We start from the raw sequence: 22,178 nt of genomic DNA, 5'->3' as shown, positions 1-22,178 counted from the left end.
CCTGAAAAGGTATGTCTATGTTGAAAACGAGATTGGGACGTATGGACACATTTCAAGTCGCCAGAAAATTTTCCACAATGAAAAGCAATGGTGATATCGTTGCGCGATTCCACATCAAGGAGCCTCCATGAGCCGTCCCGTTCCACGCGTATTGACCCTCGCCGCCATCGTTGGCTCACTGTTTGCGCTCGCCGCAGTTGCGCCGGCGGCTGCCGCCCCGTCTGCCAAAATTGCCGCCGCCGCCGCCCCGCGCGCCGAAAACGCCTACCTCACGCGCGAAGAAGCAATGAAGCGCTCCGCGCGCGTGTCGAACGTGGCCTACACGCTGGCCTTTGAGCTGACCGGCAAGGAAACCTTCGGCGGCACCAGCACCATCGCGTTCGACTTGAAGGACGCGTCGGCGCCGCTGACGATAGACCTGAACAAGGGCACGATCAGCGCGCTGACCGTTAACGGCCAGGCCGTCACGCCACAGTACAACAACTGGTTCATCACCGTCGCCGCCAAGGACCTGGTCGCCGGGCGCAACACCGTCTCCGTCACCTACACCCGATCGCACAGCACCAATGGCGAAGGCTTGCACCGCATGCAAGACCCGCTCGACGGCAAGGTCTATACCTACTCGCATTTTGAACCGGCGGCCGCCAACCAGATGTTCGCGCTATTCGACCAGCCCGACCTGAAAGCAACTTACGCGCTGACGGTAACCGCGCCCGCCGACTGGACCGTCATCTCGACCAAGCGCGAAACCAAAATCGACGACCAGGGCGCCACGCGCCGGTGGACCTTTCCGGCCACCAAAAAACTGAGCTCGTATAACTTCTCGCTGCACGCCGGACCCTACAAGGTCTGGGAAGACAACAGCGGCACATACCCGATGCGCCTGTTCGCGCGCCAGTCGCTGGCCGGGCAGATACCGGCCGACGTCTGGTTCAAGTACACCAAGGCGGGCCTGGCTTACTTTGACGGCTACTTCGGCGTGCCGTACGCCTTTGAAAAATACGACACCATCCTCGTGCCCGACTTTTTGTATGGCGCGATGGAAAACGCGGGCGCCATCACCTTTGCCGAACGCGGCTTCGTCTACAAGAGCGCGATGACCAGCGGCGAGCGCGAGAAACTGGCCGAAGTGATCCTGCATGAAATGGCGCACCAGTGGTTCGGCGACCTGGTTACCATGGACTGGTGGAACGGCCTGTGGCTGAACGAAAGCTTCGCGTCCTTCATGGCCACGCTGGCGCTGGGCGAGTCGACCGAATTCAAGAACGCCTGGCAGTCGTTCTATATCAGCGACAAGCAAAGCGCGTACGTGCAAGATACCGGGCCGTCCAGCCATCCGATCGAAGTGGCGGTGCCGTCCACGGCCAACGCGTTCGACAATATCGATGCGATCACCTATTCGAAAGGCGCCTCCACGCTCAAGCAGCTGCGCCATTTGCTGGGCGAGGAAGCGTTCCGCAAGGGCGTGCACAACTACCTGGTCAAGTACCAGTTCAAAAACGCGAAGCTGGACGACTTTATCGGTGAACTGGGCAAGGCGGCCGGGCGCGACCTGGGGCCATGGAAGCAGCAATGGCTTTACACCGAAGGGGTGAACACGATCGCGGCCGACTTCACGTGCAGCGGCGGCAAGATCGCCAGCTTCAATCTGCGCCAGTTGCCGGCCGGCGCCGGCAAGCCTGCTACCCTGCGCGAGCAGCGCGTGCAGGTGGCCACGTTCGCCATGAAAAACGGCAAACTGGTCCTCGACAAGAAAGTCCCGGTGACCTACAAGGGCGCCAGCACGCCGATCAAGGCACTAATCGGCGGCGCCTGCCCTGACCTGGTGTATCCGAACTACGAAGACTGGGGTTTTGCGATGGTCGAGCTGGACGCTGCCTCGTTTGCCACCGCCGGCAAGGTGCTGGGCAAGGTGGACGACACGCTGCTGCGCACCATGCTGTGGCAAAGCCTGTGGGACGGCGTGCGCGCGGCCAAGTATCCGCTCAATGACTTCATGCAGACGGCGATGGACAACGTCGGCGCCGAGAAGGACTACACCTTGCTGGGCGAAGCGATCGGACGCATCTCGAACGGCGCCTACTACCTGAAGGCGATGCCCGCGCCGGCCGCCTACGCGGCCAAGACCATGACCCAATTGCAGCAGATTGCATGGAAGGGCATCGAAGAAAACAGCGGCAACCTCGATTTTGCGCGCCGCTGGTTCCGCCTGTACCAGGATGTCGCCACCGACAAGGCGGGCCTGGACAAGCTGGCCTCGATCCTGTCGGGCGAAACCGTCATCCAAGGCATGCCGCTGAACCAGGACCTGCGCTGGAGCCTGATCACGACGCTGAACCGTTACGACTATCCGAACAGCGCCGCGCTGATCCCGGCCGAACTGGCGCGCGACAAGTCCGACAGCGGGCAAACGGCCGCGCTGCGGGCGAGCGTGATGCGGCCCGACGCTGCCGTCAAGGCCGAATGGCTGGCCAAGATCGAGGACGTGAAGACCAGCACGCCATTCCCGCGCCTGCGCGCGGCGATGGGCAGCATGTACCCGGTCGAGCAGGCGGCGCTGGCCGAAGCGAGCGCCGAACAGCGCCTGGCCAAACTGCCGGCGATCGACAAGGCGGCCGATCCGGTCTTCATGCGTTCCTACGGCGGCTCGATGATCCCGGCCAACTGCACCGCAGCCAACGTGGCGCGGCTGGACAAGGTCATCGCGCAGAACAAAAACCTGTCGGCCGGGATCATGCGCGCGCTGAAGGACACGCATGAGCATGAAGTGCGCTGCGTGGCCATCAAGAAGGCGATGACGGTGCGTTGACGCTGCAGTGGCGCGCGCTCTTGGCCGGGGGTGCGCCAATTTACTTGTGCTAAACGAAAGAGACGGATGCCGTTTACATTGTGCCACCCGGCGCTCGTGATCCCGCTGCATCGCCACGCCGGGCGCCTGACCTCCTTGCCGGGATTGGTCATCGGCAGCATGGCGCCCGATTTTGTCTATTTTTGCTCACTGGGCGTCACTGGCAAGTTCAGCCATAGTGTGCCTGGCATCCTCATCTATTGCGTCCCTGCGGGCGCTGCTGTCCTGGCAATCTATTACGCGCTTATGAGGGAGCCCCTGCTGGCATGGCTTCCGCAAGCGTTGAGTTCGCGCATGGAGCAGCAAGTGCCAACGCCATGGTACAGTGCGCGCGCTGTCCGGATCGTGCTGATATCGCTGATAATCGGCGCCGCGTCGCATATTTTCTGGGACGCGTTTACGCACGCCGATACCCCGATCGTCCATCGCTTCAGCCTGTTCCGCTCCTTTATTACCGTGGGCGGGCATGACATTGCGCTTTTCAAGGTGTTGCAGCAGGTGAGCAACCTGCTGGGATTGATCGTTATCGCAAGCTATATTGTTGCATGGTGTAGACGAACCGCACCCGATGGTGTGCATCGAGCGCACTTGAGCACGAGGCAGCGCTTTCTGTCGCTCGCCGCTGTGGGCGCTGCCGCTGCGGCCGGCGGTACGACTGGCGTGCTGCTTCGCAGTGCCGTCAGCGTGGAGCATGGCCTCTTCAATTTCGTTGTTACCGGCATGGCTTGTGCAGCCCTTGCGACAGTATGTCTGTGCGTCGCCTGGAAAATGGGCAGAGCGCCGATGAAGCGCTGAACAAAGCGCTTGCCCGCGCTTGCCCGCGCTTGCCCGCGCTTGCCCGCGCTTGCCCGATGTGTAAGCTGCGCCGTGTGCCAGAACGGAACGTGGCGGCGCAGGCCGGCTTTCCACGCGGGAGGCGAGTTCCCGCTATGCGCGCCCTATTCCTTGCTGTAAGCGGCCGGTGGCGACGTGAGGTCGGCCTGGGCGTTGTCGCGCACGTTCTTTTGTACGGCCACCGATGCGAACAGGCTAAGCAGGAACGACATCGCATAAAACCCTTTTTCGCTCGCGGCCAGCGTGGCGTTCCACAAGCCCACCGTCAACAGCAGGACCGCCAGCATCAGCGAGATCCAGCACAGCCCGAAATAAATGTTCGTGACGTTCACGCCTTCGAGCCGGTCGCGCACCGACTTTTGCAGCGACACCGACGCGAACAGGCCGTACATCAGCAGCGTGAAGTAGTAGCCCTTCTCGTTGAGCAGCATCTGGGCGTTCCACAGGCCGATCATGTAGGTCGTGGTACCGACCAGCAGCGCGAGCCACGAAGCGCCGACGAATGCCGCGGTAGGACGTGGGGATATGTGAGTGGACATGCAGTTCTCCTGGGTGGTTGGGACTTACGCTGACAATGCGCGCCAGGTGGCATACCCGGCGATACAACAAAAAATCGATCCGATCAGGTGCAGCGCGCTGTGCGCCAGCGCCCAGGCGTAGTCGCCGCGCTGCAGCAGCGTCATCGCTTCGCCGGAAAAGGTGGAGAACGTCGTCAGCCCGCCCAGAAAGCCGGTGACGGCAAACAGGCGCCATTCCGGCGACAGGTGCGGGTAGCCGGCAAAAAAACCCAGTGCGATGCCGATCAGGTAGCCGCCGGCCAGGTTGGCCGCCAGCGTCCCGGCCTGCACCTTGTCGTGCGCACCCGCCAGCCACAGGGCCAGCGCCCAGCGCAGCCAGGCGCCGATGGCGGCGCCCAGGCCGACGGCGGCGAAACTTAGCGCGCCGCCCATTTTTCCAGCGCGGCGTCGTCGGTCGCGCGCGCGTCCACCCAGCGCGCGCCCTCGCTCGTTTGTTCCTTTTTCCAGAATGGGGCCTCGGTCTTGAGGTAGTCGATGATAAATTCGCAGGCCGCAAATGCTTCGCCCCGATGCGCCGCGCTGCACGCCACCAGCACGATCTGCTCCATCGGCTTTAAAGGGCCGACGCGGTGGATCACGCGCGCGCCCAACAGCGGCCAGCGCGCCCTGGCCTGGTCGACGATTTTTTCAATCGACTGCTCGGTCATGCCGGCATAGTGTTCGAGCTCCATTTCGGCCACGCCGGCGCCGTCGTTCATGTCGCGCACGGTGCCGACAAAACTGACGATGGCGCCAACGCCCGCGTCGCCGCTGCGCAGGGCGGCCACTTCGGCGGAAAGATCGAAGTCCTGCGCCTGGACGCGCACGGTGCTCACTTGCCGTCTTTCGCGATACGGGCGAACAAGTGCTCGATGCGCGCGGCGGTGCGTTCGTCGGCCAGCGCCGGCAGAACGCACAGTTGCTGGAACTGGGTGGTCGCGCTGGCCGGCTTGTGGCCCGACTTGAGCGACGATTGCAGCGTCTCGACCTGCAGCTTGAGGCGCTCGCGCGCGAACTCGCTGCCGCTGTCGATGCCGGCCGCAATTTCAAGGCGCAGCACTTCGTGCAGCAACCGGGCGCGGTTTTGCTCGAGCGTGGCGGCGTACGCCGCGCGCGGCGCACTCAGGGCCGCGTCGAGCCGTCCCTTGAGCGCGCGCTCGTACTCGGCCCCCACTGCAGGCAGCGCGGCCCAGCGCGCCGCCCAGTCGACCGATGCCGGATCGGCGGCGCCGTCCGCCAGCGTCGACTCGAGCTCCTGGCACAGGCGCAGCTTGTCGCGCAGCGCCGTGGCCTGCGCCTTGCCGGCATTGCGCCGGGCGACGTCGACATGGTGCTGCAACGCCGCCACCGCCGCGTGATAGCGCTTGTCGACCTTGGCTTCATTGGCGCGCGGGACCGGGCCAATCGCGTGCCACTGCGCCGCCGCTTCGCGCAGCAGCTTGCCGGCGCTCGCAGCGTCGGTGTCGGTGGCCGCGGCCGCCTGTTCCAGGCCGGCGCTGATGGCCTCCTTGGCTTCCTGGTGGCCGCGCCGTTCGGCGTCGGCCGCGTGCGCGGTTTCCTTGCGTTTGGCAAAAGCGGCGTCGCAGGCGGCGCGAAAACGCTGCCACAGCGCCTGCTCGGTCTTGCGTTCGAGCGGCAGCGCGCGCGCATGCTCCTGCCAGCGCTCCTGCAGCGCCTTGAGCGCGTCGAGCGCGTGCCGTTCGTTCGGGTTCAAGGCTGCCACTTCGGCGATCATCGCCTCGCGCTCGGCCACTTCGCCCTTGCGCTGTTCTTCGAGCGGGCCTTGCAGCACGTTGAGCGCATCGGCAAAGGCCTGGTCGAGCCGTTTTTTGTCCTTGCGGTCGATCGCGCCCAGGTGGCTCCACGCCAGGCGCATGCGCTGCACCGTGACGGCCATGTGCTTCCAGTCGACCGATTCGCCGCTGGCCAGACGCGCCGTTTCGGCCGCCGCTTCCGCGATCAAGGCCTCGGCTTTGGCGGCGTTGGTGTGGCGCTCGTCGGCCAAATGCTTGAAGTGGGCGGCGGCGGGCGCGTAGGCAGCCGAACAGGCCGCGTCAAAGCGCTCCCACAAGGTTTTGGGCGCGGGGCCGGACAGGGTGTCGAGCGCTTTCCAGCGGTCGCGCATGCTGCCCACCTTTTTGGCCAGTTCGCTCATGGCCAGCGATTGCGTGCTCAATTGTTCGACCGCCTTGATCAGTTCTTCGCGCGAGACATTGCCGCCCCAGCGCGCCCAGTCCGACAATCGCTTCAGTTCGGCGCGCGCATGCGCCAGCCGCTCGGACAGGGCCGGCGTCAGGCGCATGGCCTTGCCGTCCTTGCTGTCCTTCAGGCCTTTGTCAAAGTCGGCCGCCGCGCCCAGCGAACCATGCTGCAGCGCCGCTTCCATGGCTTCGAGCACGTCCATGAAATGCTGGTCGGGGGCCGGCGCCGGGCCACCCTTGCGCGGCCCCGGGGCCGGCGCCGGGGCCGGGGCCACCGTCACCGGGATCGTGGCCAGCAGTTCGTCGAAACGCTGGCGCAATTGCGCAGCTTCCGGTTCGGGCGCGGGCGGCAGTTGGCGCCAAGCCTTGTTCAGGAGCTCGGCGTTGAGCGTATCGGGCGCCACGCCGCGCCACTCGGCCAGCAGCGCGTCGCGCTTGGCGAGCGCCGCCTGGTCCTGCTCGATATGACTCAGCATGGCGGCCACGCGCGCGTGTTCCGTGGCAAATTCATTGGTCAGGCTGCGCGGCAGCGAGGCGTGTTCGGGCGCTGCGAGCGCGCTTTGCTGGTCTTGCGCCATCTGGTGCAGCCGCTCGGCGATCTCGCTCGCCGGCAGAGCGCTGTTCGGCAGTTTGCGCACCTGGCCCAGGCGGTCGATCATGGCGCGCTGCAGCTGCACCTGCGCTTCCAGGCGCGCGGCCAATTGCGCGCGCAAGACGTCAAAACGCGGCGTCAGTTCGGGCGCGGCAACGACGGACCATTTGCGGTCCAGGTCGGCAACCTGGTTGGCGGTCAGCTTTTCTTCGCGCAGCAGAGCGTCGGCCTGCTCGATGCACAGTTGCCCACGCTGCAGTTCGGCGTCGTGGTGGCGCATCGCGTCCAGGCGCGACTGCATCAGCTTGGCCACGCGACGGTCGGTATTGCGGATGGCGGCGTACACGCGCTCGAGCTGGTGGCGCGACGTAATCTGTTCGGCCGCGGTCAGGCGCAGTTCCGAATATTCGCACTGCAAAATGAACTCGGCGGTGCCTACTTCGTCTCCGCGCAGCCCGGCCATTTTCTGGGCTTGCAGCTCGCGCGACGATGCGCTCGCCGCCTGTTTGGCGCTCGCGTTCTGCTCGGCTTGCGTTGGCTGTGCGGCGGCGTTGTCACCCGGCTTGTCTCCGGGCTTGTCGCCCGGTCGCTTGAAAAGGAATTCGAACATGACGTGTGATCAACCATTCAAAACCGTCATCATAGCAAGAACCGCCGCCAAAGCGGGCGATTGCCTGCATTGCCGCCCGGTCAGACCGATCGATGATTCCCGTGGTATTGAATCGCGCTACCAATCCAGGGGCAGATCATGGCACGAGATCATGGCACGAGATCAAGGCACGAGATCAAGGCACGAGATCAATGCACGAGATTGGCGGCAAGGCGCTGTTGGCGCCCCTGCTCATGCGGCAATTCCTGGGCCGCCGTCACGGCGCGCATGGGGCGCGACTCCTGCACATAAGCGTCGTGCGCCAGCATCTGGTTGGCGATCGAGAACCAGGCTTCACCGGAAATAACGGACCGCGCCACGGGAAACAACTTTTTTTCTTCCAGTTCCAGGCGCTTGAGCGTGGCCATGCTGAACGACTCGATGGCGTCGCAAAACTGGGCCACCTTGCCACTGCTGTCGACGGCGGTCGAACCAAGCTTGATGGCCAGCAGGCCCACGGCGTCGGCGGCGGCACGACCCAGTTCCTCAAGGCTGTGCAGCAATTCGTCGGCTTCGGCGGTAGCGCTGCGGATCGCCGGGATCAGAAACATGTCCAGCTTGCGCCAATGGCAGCTTTCGTACAAACGCTGGACGACATCGCATGCGTAGCTGACCTGGCCTGGTGTCAGCGCGCTCTGGTGAACAAAATTGGTTTCAAGTTGCTTTTGCAGGGATTGCAAGCTGACTCGCACGTTGGCCTGTTCGACCGATAGTGCCACCAGGGTATATGTCGCCGTTAACATACTCTCTCCTCAGAAAGTGCTCCATGCGCAAGCGCCACTTGTACGGGGATGCACAGTGGGCCTGGCTGGAGTCGTTGGTTTTGGACGGGCTTGAGGTTGTTCTTTATGAACTTTTTCATCAGCCCGGAGAAGCTAGTGTAAAGAAGACCGACAAAGCCGGTTTGATATATCGCAAGCCTTAACCGAGCGGGCGTTCTTTTCTACCAGCGCGACCGGTGCTCTTCCGTCACCCCGAGCAGTGCCTCGACCGCAATGGCGGGCCCCTTTGCATCGGCTTTTACCCAGCCGCTGAAAGTGCCGATCGGCTGCACATATTTGCTGGCCGCGATCAATAGGTTCTTGTCGTCCCGACGCAACCCTTCGGGCGTGAATTGCAAATTGAGCAAGCCGCAGTCGGTGTGGATGCGCCAAGGCGCCATTGGATCGGCAGCGTCAAAAGCGAACCGGGCCGCGCCGAGCGGGATCAGCGCGCCGCCCAGCCACAGCGCGTTTTCATTGGCCCCGAAGTAGCCGGCCTGCAAATTGAAGCCCAGCGTGCGACTGTGCGCGCAGGCCCAGCGCCAGTCGGTTTCGCGCGCCAGCAAGCCGTTCGAATAGTCGACACTGGCCACGCCGCCGTGCAGCGCGATGCGCCGTCCACCCACCCTCGCCTCCCCCGTCAGCGCCATGCCGGCCGACTTTTGGGTGGCGTGCACCGAGCCGCCGGCCACCGTGCCCACGGCCAGCAGGTGCGGCGCGCCGCCATGAAAGAGTGCGTCGACCTCGAACCCGGCGCAGCGCAGCGTCAGCGCATCGGGCCCGATGTCGATCTGGCTGGCCAGAAAGCGGAAACGGCTGGCGCCAGCGCCGTGATCGGCCAAGCGCGCCGACAGGCCCGGCAGGCCGTTCTGCGCGAACGAGGCGATCAGCTGGCGCGCGCGGCGCTCGAACACGTAGGCAAACGCGGTACTGGTCCAGCCCAGGTCGACAATGGCGACTGCGCAAAATACGTCCTCGCAGGCCAGCGCCACGTAGTGCCAGCGTTTGTGGTGAAAGCGGCGCCACCAGGCGCTGCGCCGGTAAGGCGGGGCCAGCGCGCGCCAGTCGATGCCTTCGGCCAGGCCGCAAAAGCGGCCCAGCGCGACCTGGCCGTCAGGGCCGACGATGCTGCGCGGCGCGGCGGGCAGCGTCATGGATCGCAGGGCGTGCAGCGTAGATCCAGACCCGGATCCAGACCCGGACCGAGACCCGGATCGAGACCCGGATCGAGACCCGGATCGAGACCCGGATCGAAACCCGGATCGCAATCCGGATCGCAACCCAGCGCGGCGCCCAGCGGCGCGGCCAACGACGCCGGCACCGTGCGCGTAACGCGCACCTGCGGGCACGCATGCCAGCGCGCGCAGCGCAGCAGCGCCTGCGCCACGTCCCGGCAAAAACGCTCGCTCACGCGCACGCCCGCCTCCAGTTCGAGCGACTTGACTTCGAACACGCCGTCGCGCCGGTGCGCCTTGGCGTCCACCCGGCCCACCAGAACGCCGCGGCGCAAAATGGGCAGCGTGAAGTAGCCGTAGCGCCGCTTGGCGGCCGGCGTATAACATTCGAGCCGGTAGTCGAAGTCGAACAGTTCGAGCGCGCGCCGCCGGTCCCAGACGATGGGGTCGAAGGGCGACAGCAGCGTCGTCACGCTCGGCTTCAAGGCGCCGGCGGCGGCCCGTTCGGCCAGTGCGCGCAAACTGGCGTGGATGTAGACCGGCTCAATCCAGCCCTGCACGCTGGCGCGCAGCAGCGCGCCGCGCTCGACCAGCGCATCGAGGTCGGCGTGCGGCCTTTTGGTGCGGTAGTAGTCGGCCACCCAGCCGGCCTTGCACAAGCCCAGCGCCCGCACGGCGTTCAGGGCCAGCTCGCGCCGCGCGTCGGTGATGCTTGGCAGGCGCTCGTCGTGCCAGGATGGATGCACCCGTTCGGCCAGGTCGTAGATGCGCTGAAAATTGTGGCGCCGCGCGATCATCAGCGCGCCCGAGGTAAACAATACTTCCAGCGCGCGTTTTTCCGGCTTCCACTCCCACCATCCGCCGGCCCGGCCGTCGCTGCGTTCGAAGTCCGACGAACGGGTCGGCCCGTTGACGCGGATGTGGGCCAGCACCCCGGCCACGGCCGCGCCATTGTCGCGCAGCCAGGACTGGGCATACTTCCAGCCCATCGCCGCCGGGTCCAGCATGCGGTGGCGCAGCAGGGCGTAATCCTCGATCGGCACGAAGCAGGCCTCATGGGCCCAGTATTCAAACAGCGAGCCTTCGGCCAGGTGCTGGTCCAGCCACTCCATGTCGTAGTCGCCCAGCCGGCTCCACAGCACCAGGTAGGGACTGCGCGCCACTACGCTGATGGTATCGATCTGCAGCACGCCCATGCGCCGGATTGCGTCCAGCACGTCCGCCTTGCCCGCCTTGCGCCGGGGCGGAACCAGCATGCCCTGCGCGGCCAGATGCAGGGCGCGCGCGCCGGCCAAGGTGAGTGTCAGTTCGGTCATGTGGGCATTTTAATCATGAAGCGGCTCCGGAATGGACCTATATTTACCGCCAGGCGAGCGGGAAAGCGATTTTTCGCGCAAAATAGCTCAAAAGTAACATCTACCGTCATCTACTTTCACTTTAGGATTCTTTGATTACCTCGGCGAGCATCCTCCGCAAATCGGCACGGCGCCTGTTCCGGGTGGCGCTGCTGCCCGCCTTTGCCCTCGCGCTGACCGTTGCGATGTGGGTCGGCGTGCTGTACCAAAGTTCACTCGAACGCCAGGCCAGCCACGGCGAGGCGGTCGCCCACAGCCAGGCGCTCTCGCGCGTGCTGGCCGAACACGTTAGCCACATCCTGCGCCAGAGCGGCCATGCAACCCAGCTGTTCGGGCTCAAGTACCTGGAAACCGGCGGCCAGTACAGCCTGGCCACGTTCGCCGTGCGCGGCGGCCTGCTCGACTCGGTGCTGCCGGTGCGGCTCGACCTGCCGATGGCCGTCATCAATCGCGACGGCCAGACCATCGACACCCTTAATGGCTTTGCGCCCGGAAGCGTGGCCGACGAAGCGTTCTTCAGCGCGCTGGCCAACAACGGTTCGGCGCCAACGCTGCTGTCAACCCCGATCGTCGACCAGGCCAGCGGCAAGTGGCAGCTGCGCGTGGTGCGCGCCCTGGCCGGGCCGGAAGGCGCATTTGCCGGCGCCGTCATCATCATGATCGACCCGTATCTGTTCGTGGATGACTACGACCGCCTGAACGTGGGCGAAAACGGCGCACTGATCCTGACGACCCGGGGTAAAGCGAAAGCGCTGTCGGCCGGACGCACCGGCGAGCGCCTGTTTGTCAGCAGCAGTCTGGCGTTCGCGCCGCAGCGCGCGCCGGGCGCCTCGTCCGAGGAAATCGTTCCCCTGGCCCCGCTCGACGCCCTCGACGCCACGCCGCGCATCTACAGCCAGAGCCCGGTGCCGCGCTACAATCTGTCGGCCGTGGTCGGCATCGAGACCGGCGTGGCCATGGCCGCGTTCGAACGCCATCACACCCGGTACCTGCACATTGCGCTCGGCGCCAGCTTGCTCATTGCCGTCATTGTCGCCATCCTGATGCGCCAGAGCGCCCAGTTGCGCACCGCCGTGCGCGCCGCGCGCCGCGCCCAGGCCACGCTGCGGGCCGCCTCCGACGGCAGCCTGGACGGCTTGCTGATCCTGGCGGCCTGGCCGCCGGGCGCGCGCGAGGTGCAAGACTTCGTCATCGAGCACATCAACGAGCGCGGCGCCGCGTTGTTCGGCCAGTCGCGCGCCGCGCTGCTCGGACAAAAGGCATTCGCGCTGCTGCCGCGCTATCGCCAGACCGGCTTTTTCGCGCGCTACGTCCAGGTCTACCGCGAAGGCAGGCCGGTCGAGGAAGAAGTCGAAGTGCGCCTGGACGACGACGCGCCGCGCTGGATCCACCATCAGATTGTGCCGCTCGACACCGGCGTGGCCGTCACCTCGCGCGACATCAGCGCGCGCAAGCGCAGCGAGATCGAGATCCACAACAGCCGCAGCTTCCTGCAGTCGCTGATCGACCACTTGCCGCTGCTGGTGGCCGTGAAAAGCGTGCGCGAAGCGAGCAAGGGGACGATGATGGTCTGGAACAAGGCGGCCGAAGCGGCCACCGGTTTCGCCGCCGCCGACGTGCTCGGCGCGCGCGACGGCGCCGTCTTCCCGCCCGGTTTCGCCTTTTACAATCCGGCCGAAGACCAGGCCATGCTGGCGCGCCCCATGGTGCTCGACCTGCCCGAAAGGCCGCTGCCCGCGCCCGACGGCAGCGCGCGCTACCTGCGCTCGCTCACGGTGCCGCTGTTCGACGACCACGGCAAGATGGAATTCATTCTCTACATTGCCGAAGACGTGACGCAAAAACGCGCGCAGCAGCAAAGCCTGCGCGCCGGCGAAGCGCACCTGGCCGCCGTCACCAACGCCTCGCCGCTGGGGCTGATCCGGGCCGACGTGCGCGGCAACTGCACCTACGTCAACCGGCGCTTTGAAACCATCACGGGCCTCACGCGCGAAGAGTCGCTCGGCCTGGGCTGGCTCGACGCCCTGGTGGTGGACCGCGCCGCCTACATGCGCCTTGTGTTCGAGCACCAGCGCGACCATGAAGAGCCGTACGTGCAGGTCTCGCACGTGCGCCGGCGCGACGGCAAAATGATCTGGGCCTCGACCAAGACTGCCGCCATTCGCATCGACGGCAGAATCACCGGTTTTATCGGCACCATCGACGACATCACCACCCTGCGCGAGGCCGAAATGGCGCTGCGCGAAAGCGAGGCGCGCCTGCGCACCATCGCCGACACGCTGCCGACCATGGTCGCCTACCTCGATGCGTCCGAAATTTACCGCTTCCACAACCGCGCCTACGATCGCGAGTTCGGGCGCAACGGCATCGAGGTGCTGGGCATGTCGGTGCTGGCCACGGTGGGGCCGGAACGCTACGCCGTGCTGGCGCCTTACGTGCGGCGCGCGCTGGCTGGCGAAACCCTGACCTTCGAAGAGCACGACGGCGTGGACGGCCTGGAGCGCACACTGGAAGTGACGTACATTCCCCAGTACGGCGAGGACGGGCGCAGCGTGGTCGGCTTTCACGTCATGCGGCACGATACCACCAGCCAGCAGCGCGAGAAAAATCGGCTGCTGAAACTGGCGCAGGTCGACCAGCTGACCGGCCTGGCCAACCGCGCGGGCTTTCTGCACAAGCTGGCCGGCGCGATGCGCGCCAGCGCCGCCGACAAGCGTCTGATGGCGCTCATGTACATGGACATCGACCACTTCAAGCCGGTCAACGACACGTATGGCCACCACGTGGGCGACGGCCTGCTGAAAGCATTTTCGGCGCGCCTGCTGCAAACGCTGCGCGCCAGCGACGTGATCGCGCGCATCGGCGGCGACGAATTTACCATCATTACCGAAAAACTCGGCCGACGCGAGGACGCGGCAATCCTGGCCGACAAGGTCGTTTCCGCCATGCAAGCTCCGTTCGAGCTCGACGGCGTGACGGTGAGCGTCTCAGCAAGTATTGGCCTGGTCTTTTACCGCGACGAAGACATCGACCCTGACGCGCTGATCAGGCAGGCCGACCGGCTGCTGTACCAGGCCAAGGAAGCCGGACGCAACACTTACCGCAGCGCTGCCTGAGCGCGCTGCCCGAGATCTGCCCGAGAGCACCAGATACGCTATAGTAGATGCTGGCGTTTCACTCACATCCACTCATGCGGCTGCTTCACACTTCCGACTGGCATCTCGGCCAGACCCTGCACAATTACGAGCGTACCTACGAACACCAGTGCTTTCTCGACTGGCTGCTCGACACCATCGTCGCCCACGACATCGACGCGCTGCTGATCGCCGGCGACGTGTTCGACACGGCCAATCCGTCGGCGGCGGCGCAAAAGCAGCTGTATCGCTTCCTGCAGCAGGCGCGCGCGCGTTCGCCCTTGCTCGACATCGTCGTCATCGCCGGCAACCACGACTCGCCCGGCCGCCTCGAAGCGCCCGGCCCGCTGCTCGAGGCGCACGGCACCAGCGTGGTGGGCCACGTGCTGCGCCTGGCCGACGGCAGCATCGACCTGGAGCGCCATCTGATCCCCTTGCACGACAAAACCGGCGCGGTAAGGGCCTGGTGCCTCGCCATTCCCTTCCTGCGCCCGGGCGACGTGCCGCGCCCTGAAGTGGAGGAAGACGAGGATGGCCAGGATGGCGAAGATGGCGAGGCGGCGAGCACCGGCCCTGTCTCAACGGACCCCTACCTGGCCGGCATCAGTCTGTTGTACGCACAAGCCTTTGCGCTGGCTAGCGCGCGCCGCAGCGACGGCCAGGCCATCGTCGCCATGGGCCACTGCCACATGGTCGACGGCACTGCCTCGCTCGAATCGGAGCGGCGCATCGTCATCGGCGGCACCGAGGCGCTGCCGGCCGGGATCTTCAACCCGGCGATTGCCTACGCCGCGCTCGGGCACCTGCACCTGGCCCAGCGCGTGGGCCAGAAAGAGCACCTGCGCTACAGCGGCAGCCCGCTGCCGCTCTCGTTCGCGGAAGTCCTCTACCAGCACCAGGTACTGCGCGTGGACCTGCTGGACGGCGCGGTCACGGTCACGCCGCTGATGGTGCCGCGCGCCGTTGAACTGCTGCGCGTGCCGCCGCAGCCGGCGCCGCTGGCCGAAGCGCTGGCCGCCCTTGAGGCGCTGGAACTGGCCGAACTGCCGCTGCACCAACAGCCTTTTCTGGAGGTGCGCGTGCTGCTTGAGGCGCCCGAACCTGGCCTGCGCGGGCGCATCGAAGCGGCGCTCGTAAGCAAACCCGTGCGCCTGGCAAAAATCGAACCGACCCGCAGGCTTGACGGCGACGCAGCCGCCCAGGCGCCGATGTCGCTCGACCAGCTCGCGCAACTGCAGCCGGACGATATTTTCCGCCGCCTGTACCTGCAAAAATACGGCGCCGACGCGCCCGACGACCAGTTGCAAGCCTTTGCCGAATTGCTCAACACCGCCGCCCCGATCGACGCCGCATGAAGATCCTGAAAATCAGCGGCAAGAACGTGGCCTCGCTGGCCGGTGAATTTTGCGTCGACTTCGAGCAAAAGCCGCTGGTCACGGCCGGCCTGTTTGCCATCAGCGGCCCGACCGGCGCCGGCAAGTCGACCCTGCTCGACGCGCTGTGCCTGGCCCTGTACGACGCCACGCCGCGCCTGCCCAAGATGCGCAGCGGCAGCCATCTGCCCGACGTGGGGAGCGAGACGGTGGGCGCGCACGACTCGCGCACGCTGCTGCGGCGCGGCGCGAGCGAAGCTTACGCCGAGGTTGACTTCGTGGGCAACGACGACGTGCGCTACCGCGCGCGCTGGAACGTGCGCCGTTCGCGCGGCAGGACCGGCGGCGCCTTGCAAAAAGTGGGCATGAGCCTGCACCGGCTGCCCGAACTGACGGCGCTGGGCGGCACCAACACCGAAGTGTTAAAAGAGATCGTCGAGCGCGTGGGCTTGTCGTTCGACCAGTTCACGCGCGCCGTGCTGCTGGCGCAAAATGAATTTTCCGCCTTCCTCAATACCGAAGAAAACGAACGCGGCGCCCTGCTCGAAACGCTGACCGGCAGCGCGATCTACAGCGCGCTGTCAAAGCGCGCCCACGAGCGCTTTCATGCCGAGAAAAACGCGATACTGCAACTGAGCGCGCGCCTGGCCGACCATACGCCGCTGGCGCACGACGCGCGCAACGCACTGGAAGCCCAGTGCTGCGCCGCCGACGCCGCGCTGGCCGTGGCCGACGCGCAAAAGGCCGCGCTGGAGCGGGAGCTGCGCTGGCACCAGGAAGGCGATAAGCTGCACGCCAGCGAAGCCCAGGCCGAACAAGCCGTCGCGCTGGCGAACGCCGCGCGCGCGGCGGCCGGCGAACGGCGCCGCCGCCAGCAGACGCGCGAAGCGGTGGAGCCGGCGCGCGCGCTGCAGGCCGACAGCATGCGCCTGGCGCGCGAGTGCAGCGCGATCGAAGCGGCCATCGAAAGTGCCGGCGCCGAGCTGGCGTCGGCAAGCGCCGTCCAGGAACAGGCCGGCGTGGCGCTGCATGCCGCCGGCAGCACGCTGCACGACGCCGAACAGGCGCACATTGCGGCCGCGCCCCAGCTGGACCAGGCCAAGGCGCTGGACGCCAGCATCGCCGCCCTCGCCCCGTCCCACGCCAAAGCGCGCGATAACCTCGCGACCGCCCGCCACGCCCTGGCGCAGGCCGACGCCGCTGTGCAGAGCACGTGTGCGCAACTGGACCAAACCCGCGCCGCGCATGCGCAAGGCCAAGCCTGGCTGGCCGCGCACGCCCACCTGCAAACGCTGTCGCAGCAGTGGCCGCGCTGGGACACCTTGCTGACCCAGGCGCAAACTGCCGCCGCGCTGCACGCACGCACCGCGGGCGAGCTCGATGCCGCCGCGCTAGCCCTGCAAGGGGCCGCCGGCAGCGAGCAGCAAGCTGCCAAGGTGCTCGCCGCCAGCGCCAAGCAACTGGCCACGCTGGAAGCGGCGCGCCAGCAAGCCATCAGCGCGCTGGCAGCTTTCGACGGCGAGCAGTTGCGTGCGCAGCGCAGCGGCTTCGAGGAGCGCCGCGACAGCCTGGCCGTAGCCGAAAAGCGCTGGACCGAACTGGCAGCGGCGCGCGCCCGCCTGGACCGCGCGCAGGCGCACGCCGCCAGCCTGGCCGAGGCACATGGCGCAGCCGCGGTGGCGCTGGCAACGGCGCAAGCCCAAACTGGGGCCCTGGCGGCAGCGCTGGCGCAGTCCGAACGCTCGCTGCAGGTGGCCGAAATCGCCTGCGCCGAACGCGTTGTTGACCTGCGCGCCACCTTGAGCGACGGCCAGCCGTGCCCCGTCTGCGGCAGCGCCGAGCACCCCTACCAGCATCAGAACGCGGCCCTGGGCGAGATGCTCTCGACCTTGCGCGGCGAAGTGTCGCGCTGCCGCGCGCAGTTTCAGGACAATGCCTCAATCATTGCAGCCCAGGGCGCCCTGCTGACCGGGCACGCCCAACAGTTGGCAGCGTCGCAGCGCGACGGGGCGGCGCTGCAGGGCGCGGTGGAACAATTGCAGGCGGCGTGGGACGCCTTGGCGCTGGCGCCGGATGGGCCGCCGCAGGCCTGGTTCGCACGCCAGCAGGACGCTATCGGCGCGCTTGCCACAGCGCTGGACGTACAGGAGCGCGCCGCGCGCCTGGCCGCCAGCGCGCGCGACGCCGCCCAGCAAGCGTGCGACAGCAGCGCCACCGAACACGCGCGCGCGCAGCAAAGCGCGGTCGCCGCGGGGAGCGCGCATGCGCAAGCGGCCAGCCGCCACGGCGCGCTGCAGGAAAAGTGCGGCCACGCGCGCGACCATACCGAGCACTTGCTGGCAGAACTTGATGGCGGCATTGACGCCATGCCCGGCTGGCGCGAGCAATGGCAAGCCGGCCCGGCGCAGTTTCACGCCGGGCGCGAGGCCGATGCCAGGCGCTGGCGCGAGCAATCCTTGCACCATGAAGGCCGCGCAACGACGCTTATTGCGCTGGGCGCAGAGGCGGCCAGCGCCGCCCAGCGCCAGCAGCAGATGCAGCACTTGCGCGATGCCGCCGCCGCCGAATTTGCGCGCATCGACGCCGATATACTGGGCCACACAACACAGCGCGGCGCCTTGTGGAACGGGCGCGCCGTGCGCGACGTGGAACAGGAATTGGCGGGGGCAATAGGCGCCGCGCGCGCCGCACTGGCCACGCGCCAGGCAGCGAGCCAGCTGGCCGCGCAGGCGCACACCCGGGCGCGCGAGTCGCAGGCGCAGTTGCAGGCGCGCCTGGCGGCAGTGCAGGCACAGACACAGGAAGCGCACGCGCGCGTGGCCGCGTGGCTGGCCGCCTATTCGCAGCGCCACCTTCTGCTCGATGCGGTGCCCGGCATCGCCGAACTCGATGCACTGCTCGCGCTCGACGCCGAATCCTTGGCGCGGGAACGCGCCGCCCTGCAAGCGATCGACGCCGCAGCCGCCACCGCGCTGACGGTACTGGCCGAAAGGCGCAACCAGCGCCAGTTGCACTGCCAGTTGGCGCCGCCCGGCAGTGCCGGCGACGCGGACACGCTGGCCGCCGCGCTGCAAACACTGGAGGCCGGGCGCAAAGAGGCGCTGGACGGCGCGACGGCTTTGCGCCTGCAGCTAGCCCAAGACAATGTGCGCCGCGAACACGCGCAGACCATGATGGCCGACATCGAAAAGCAGCAACTGGTCGAGCTGCGCTGGGGCCGGATGAACGAACTGATCGGCTCTGCGGACGGAAAAAAGTTTCGCAATTACGCGCAGCAGTTCACGCTCGACGTGCTGCTCGGGTATGCCAACGCCCATCTGGGCCAGCTGGCCAAGCGCTACCGGCTCGAACGCGTCATCGCACCGTCCGGCCCTTCGCTCGGCCTGATGGTGCGCGACCAGGACATGGGCGGCGAAGTGCGCTCGGCCCATTCGCTGTCGGGCGGCGAATCATTTTTGGTGTCGCTGGCGCTCGCGCTGGGACTGGCCTCGCTCTCGTCGAACCGGGTGCGGGTTGAATCGCTGTTCATCGATGAAGGCTTCGGCAGCCTGGACAGCGAAACGCTGCGCGTGGCCATGGATGCGCTCGACGGCTTGCAGTCGATGGGCAGGAAGGTCGGCGTCATCTCGCACGTGCAGGAGATGACGGAACGCATCGCCACCCGCATCATCGTGCAGCCGGCGGGCGGGGGCACCAGCAGCGTGACGGTGCAGTAAGGGCGCAGGGCGCAGCGCAGGGGAAAAGCGGCAGCACGGCCTAGCGCTTGCACTCGCACGCCATCTTGACCTGGCCCCATCCCAGCTCGCGCCGGATCTGCGCGGCGTCCGGGGGCGGACGGCGCTGTTCGATGCGCGCACGCAGCCATTTGCGCACGCTTTCCTTGCTCGGCTGCTGAAACTTGGTCATCACACAATCCGTTTCCAGAAAAAGATCAATCGCCCCGACCAGTTAACGTTGCATGCCGTCTTCAGTTGACGTCAGTTGGGCCGGCCCGCCAATGATAAAATGCGCCCTTTTCACGCACCGAGCCCGCCATGACCAAACCTGCCCGCATCCTGACCTTCAAATGCATCAAATGCACCAAACCGGTGAAAGTATTCCTCCAGAAAGTTTCAGCCTGTTCGCATATTCAGCCCTATACAGGCGTGTGCGCCTGCGGCGAACCGCGCCGCTATGCCACAGGCGAAAAGCACGCTGTCGAATCGTTCCTGCACTCGGTTGACGGCAGCTGGGCGCATCATCACTGATGGTGGCCGCAGGTGGAAGGTGGCCGAAGGTGGCTGAAAAAAGTTTCGTGAATTTATTAAAGTTTTTAAACACAGTGTCGTTACCGGTCGTGACACCCGCTGCTTTATCTGCTTTTTAACGTTACCTAACCTGACTGACAGCCATGTCCATGTCCTCCGCCTCGGGTGCCCGCCCGCCCGCCTCTCCCACTCTTCCCGCCTTTGCGCAGGCAGCCGGGAAAGTTGCGGGCATGCAAACCACCTCCGCGAGCGGGATGATGCCGGCTGCATTGCCGACGGTCGATCCGGTCAGGTCGCGCGACGATATTGTCAGCCTCTCCAGGCAAGCCATCCAGGCCCGCGGCAACGATCTTGCCGTCTCGAGCAGCGATTCGGCGCAAAGTTTTGTCGGCCAGATCGCCAAGACCATGTTCGGCGATGTTGCGGAAACGGCAACGGTCGCCTACAACCTCGGTTCGCTCAAGAGCGCCGTGGGCGCGCCAGGCGCGGCCGATGAAAATGTGCGCGACGTCACCCTGGACCTGAAGCAAGACGCCAGCTTCATCGGCACCGGCCAGATTTCCACGCAAGATGGCCGCACGCTCGACTTTGAAGTTGAGGTCAAATACAAGTCGAATACCGACGAACAGACGCTGGCCGCCAAGCAGCGCATCGAAATGCCGGACGTGCTGGTGCTAACCGGCAAGCCGCTGCCGGCCATTGAATATCCCGGCAGCCTGAACGACCTGTTCAAACTGCTCAGCCGTGAACTGCGCACCGATGTCTCCGCCGGCGACAGCAGCGGCAACATGACCTTGCGCCTGCAGCGCCTGGTCGACAGCGCTGCCCTGCTGGCGCCGCGCGCGCGCCAGGACGATCCGCAAGCGAGCGCCGTGGAGCGCGCCAAGGCGATTGCCACGACCTATGGCAACGCGGCCGCCGGCGGCGCAAGCGCAGCCTGAGCACACCCCCGGCGCAGTATAATGGGCGCCTCGCCGCGCTGCTTTGGCACGCCCCTATCATCCGCTTTTGACTGAACCATGCTCCCAACTATTCCCGCCGACGCCGCCCCTGCACGCATTCAATGGACCGAGGGCGGCGAGACGCGCTCGGCGCGCTGGCGCTCCGAAAGCGGCATGCCAACCCCGAAAAAAGTCGTCATCGCCGACGACAAGACCCCCGCCGACCTCGCTTACAGGCTCGCTTGCGAAGGCACTGCCCTGCTGTGGCGCGGCGACTTTCAAAACGCGCGCCAGCTGCTGCAGGCGCTGGCGCGGCGTACCGACCACAAAAGCGACAAGGGCAAGCGCGCCAAGGCGCCCACGGCGCCCACCTCGCCCGCCCAAGCATTCCACCTGCACCGCCAGGCCCAGTCGCAGCGCGCCCGCACGCTGGCCATGCTGCTGTTGCCCTTCGATGCCGACTACACCATCCCGCTGCGCCGCGCGCCGGAAGTCAAGCTGGCCTGCAATGAAGCGTACGGGCGCAGCGACGAGCCGTTCGTGGCGTCGATGCGCGAGCTGCTCGGGGTGATCGGCGCGCATGAATGGCGCAAGAACGGCGTCGAGATCGCCGCCCTGGGCGAGCGCATCCATCCCCATTACGGCGTTTTTTCGCCGATTCGCGGCGAATACGTGGCGCTGGTGGCTGACACCGCGCTGCCCGACGGCGCCAAGGTCGCCTTTGATATCGGCACCGGCACCGGCGTGCTGGCGGCCGTGCTGGCCAAGCGCGGACTGCAGCATATCGTGGCCACCGACATGGATGCGCGCGCGCTGTCGTGCGCGCGCGAGAACCTGCACCGCCTTGGCCTGGAGCAGCAGGTCGAGCTGATGAAGACCGACCTGTTCCCCGACCGCCGCGCCGACCTGGTGCTGTGCAACCCGCCGTGGCTGCCGGGCCGTCCGAGTTCGTCGCTTGAAAGCGCCGTGTACGACCCGGACAGCCGCATGCTCAAGGGTTTCCTGGGTGGCGTGGCGGCGCACCTGGCGCCGGGCGGTCAAGCGTGGCTGATTTTGTCGGATCTGGCCGAGCATCTCGGCCTGCGCCCGCGCGCCGAGCTGGACGCCTGGATCGCCGCTGGCGGTCTGCAAGTCATCGAGCGCCACGACGTGCGCCCCACCCATTCGCGCGCCAGCGACGCCACCGATCCTCTGCATGCGGCGCGCTCGAAAGAGGTCACGTCGCTGTGGCGTTTGCAGGCTTTTTGAGAAGCCCTTGTACAAACGACCGCGACGATATATAATTCGCCTGCGGGGTGGAGCAGTCTGGCAGCTCGTCGGGCTCATAACCCGAAGGTCACAGGTTCAAATCCTGTCCCCGCAACCAGAATACAGCAAGCCCTTGATTCTCTTAGCGGATCAAGGGCTTTTTTCTTTTCCGGGTGCGCCACCTAGCCTGAATTTTGCATAAAAAAGGGCAAGAATGCCGTAAGTGATTGATAAAATGTGAGTTATCTGGAAACACAGTTATC

Annotated in this window: 17 protein-coding genes and 1 tRNA gene; 10 read left to right on the top strand and 8 right to left on the bottom strand. The window is 66.1% G+C overall.

Translation table 11 applies throughout. The features are described from left to right. The first annotated feature begins 127 nt into the window (after positions 1 to 127). Both pepN and ACP7BV_RS22975 read left to right on the top strand, forming a co-directional pair. Positions 128 to 2,809 (top strand): aminopeptidase N, encoded by a 2,682-nt coding sequence (pepN, locus tag ACP7BV_RS22980; protein WP_426107086.1) that lies wholly within the window; start codon positions 128 to 130, stop codon positions 2,807 to 2,809. Between the two features lie 66 nt (positions 2,810 to 2,875). After that, positions 2,876 to 3,643 (top strand): DUF4184 family protein, encoded by a 768-nt coding sequence (locus tag ACP7BV_RS22975; protein ID WP_426107084.1) that lies wholly within the window; start codon positions 2,876 to 2,878, stop codon positions 3,641 to 3,643. A 143-nt stretch (positions 3,644 to 3,786) separates the two neighbouring features. On the opposite strand, the gene yiaA is transcribed toward ACP7BV_RS22975, so the two are convergent. The 5 genes from yiaA to ACP7BV_RS22950 form a co-directional block, all read right to left on the bottom strand. Next, on the bottom strand, positions 3,787 to 4,221 hold the full coding sequence (yiaA, locus tag ACP7BV_RS22970) for an inner membrane protein YiaA (RefSeq protein ID WP_426107083.1): 435 nt from the start codon (positions 4,219 to 4,221) through the stop codon (positions 3,787 to 3,789). 24 nt (positions 4,222 to 4,245) lie between these two features. Next, complete coding sequence (crcB, locus tag ACP7BV_RS22965) at positions 4,246 to 4,632, bottom strand: fluoride efflux transporter CrcB (protein ID WP_426107081.1); 387 nt, start codon at positions 4,630 to 4,632, stop codon at positions 4,246 to 4,248. Then, entirely contained in the window at positions 4,617 to 5,075 is a 459-nt protein-coding gene (locus ACP7BV_RS22960; protein ID WP_426107080.1) for a molybdenum cofactor biosynthesis protein MoaE, read from the bottom strand. The genes crcB and ACP7BV_RS22960 overlap by 16 nt, the downstream gene beginning before the upstream one ends. Continuing rightward, positions 5,072 to 7,642 carry a DUF349 domain-containing protein gene (locus ACP7BV_RS22955; protein WP_426107079.1) on the bottom strand — a complete coding sequence of 857 codons (2,571 nt, stop codon included), beginning with the start codon at positions 7,640 to 7,642 and terminating at the stop codon, positions 5,072 to 5,074. The genes ACP7BV_RS22960 and ACP7BV_RS22955 overlap by 4 nt, the downstream gene beginning before the upstream one ends. Before the next feature lie 188 nt (positions 7,643 to 7,830). Next, positions 7,831 to 8,424, bottom strand: coding sequence for a hypothetical protein (locus ACP7BV_RS22950; RefSeq protein WP_426107078.1), 594 nt, complete (start codon positions 8,422 to 8,424; stop codon positions 7,831 to 7,833). 23 nt (positions 8,425 to 8,447) lie between these two features. On the opposite strand from ACP7BV_RS22950, the gene ACP7BV_RS22945 reads away from it, so the two are divergent. After that, positions 8,448 to 8,606 carry a hypothetical protein gene (locus tag ACP7BV_RS22945; protein WP_426107077.1) on the top strand — a complete coding sequence of 53 codons (159 nt, stop codon included), beginning with the start codon at positions 8,448 to 8,450 and terminating at the stop codon, positions 8,604 to 8,606. Between the two features lie 18 nt (positions 8,607 to 8,624). On the opposite strand, the gene ACP7BV_RS22940 is transcribed toward ACP7BV_RS22945, so the two are convergent. Further along, positions 8,625 to 9,596: a DUF2804 domain-containing protein gene (locus ACP7BV_RS22940; RefSeq protein ID WP_426107076.1), complete on the bottom strand. Its 972-nt coding sequence runs from the start codon at positions 9,594 to 9,596 to the stop codon at positions 8,625 to 8,627. After that, positions 9,593 to 10,933 carry a winged helix-turn-helix domain-containing protein gene (locus tag ACP7BV_RS22935; protein ID WP_426107074.1) on the bottom strand — a complete coding sequence of 447 codons (1,341 nt, stop codon included), beginning with the start codon at positions 10,931 to 10,933 and terminating at the stop codon, positions 9,593 to 9,595. The genes ACP7BV_RS22940 and ACP7BV_RS22935 overlap by 4 nt, the downstream gene beginning before the upstream one ends. Positions 10,934 to 11,064: 131 nt before the next feature. On the opposite strand from ACP7BV_RS22935, the gene ACP7BV_RS22930 reads away from it, so the two are divergent. The 3 genes from ACP7BV_RS22930 (at position 11,065) to ACP7BV_RS22920 (ending at position 19,195) form a co-directional block, all read left to right on the top strand. Further along, on the top strand, positions 11,065 to 14,088 hold the full coding sequence (locus ACP7BV_RS22930) for a PAS domain S-box protein (RefSeq protein WP_426107073.1): 3,024 nt from the start codon (positions 11,065 to 11,067) through the stop codon (positions 14,086 to 14,088). A gap of 74 nt (positions 14,089 to 14,162) precedes the next feature. Next, the gene (locus ACP7BV_RS22925; RefSeq protein ID WP_426107072.1) at positions 14,163 to 15,461 is read left to right on the top strand and encodes an exonuclease SbcCD subunit D C-terminal domain-containing protein; all 1,299 of its coding nucleotides are present in this window, start codon (positions 14,163 to 14,165) and stop codon (positions 15,459 to 15,461) included. Then, positions 15,458 to 19,195: an AAA family ATPase gene (locus tag ACP7BV_RS22920; RefSeq protein ID WP_426107070.1), complete on the top strand. Its 3,738-nt coding sequence runs from the start codon at positions 15,458 to 15,460 to the stop codon at positions 19,193 to 19,195. The genes ACP7BV_RS22925 and ACP7BV_RS22920 overlap by 4 nt, the downstream gene beginning before the upstream one ends. 40 nt (positions 19,196 to 19,235) lie before the next feature. Here the strand turns inward: ACP7BV_RS22920 and ACP7BV_RS22915 are convergent, their stop codons facing one another. Next, positions 19,236 to 19,385 carry a hypothetical protein gene (locus ACP7BV_RS22915; protein ID WP_426107069.1) on the bottom strand — a complete coding sequence of 50 codons (150 nt, stop codon included), beginning with the start codon at positions 19,383 to 19,385 and terminating at the stop codon, positions 19,236 to 19,238. Between the two features lie 128 nt (positions 19,386 to 19,513). On the opposite strand from ACP7BV_RS22915, the gene ACP7BV_RS22910 reads away from it, so the two are divergent. From ACP7BV_RS22910 to ACP7BV_RS22895, 4 genes are all read left to right on the top strand, one after another. Beyond that, positions 19,514 to 19,726 carry a hypothetical protein gene (locus tag ACP7BV_RS22910; RefSeq protein WP_426107068.1) on the top strand — a complete coding sequence of 71 codons (213 nt, stop codon included), beginning with the start codon at positions 19,514 to 19,516 and terminating at the stop codon, positions 19,724 to 19,726. A 230-nt stretch (positions 19,727 to 19,956) separates the two neighbouring features. Then, on the top strand, positions 19,957 to 20,667 hold the full coding sequence (locus ACP7BV_RS22905; protein WP_426107067.1) for a hypothetical protein: 711 nt from the start codon (positions 19,957 to 19,959) through the stop codon (positions 20,665 to 20,667). 78 nt (positions 20,668 to 20,745) lie between these two features. Then, on the top strand, positions 20,746 to 21,915 hold the full coding sequence (locus ACP7BV_RS22900) for a methyltransferase (protein WP_426107066.1): 1,170 nt from the start codon (positions 20,746 to 20,748) through the stop codon (positions 21,913 to 21,915). Between the two features lie 41 nt (positions 21,916 to 21,956). Beyond that, a tRNA-Met gene (locus ACP7BV_RS22895) sits at positions 21,957 to 22,033 on the top strand. Positions 22,034 to 22,178 lie beyond the last annotated feature (145 nt).

It is taken from the genome of Massilia sp. TSP1-1-2, assembly GCF_049896185.1.
Lineage (GTDB): Bacteria > Pseudomonadota > Gammaproteobacteria > Burkholderiales > Burkholderiaceae_D > Telluria_A.
Note: the sequence above shows the minus strand (reverse complement) of the source record. Positions and strands in the feature narration are given on the sequence as shown.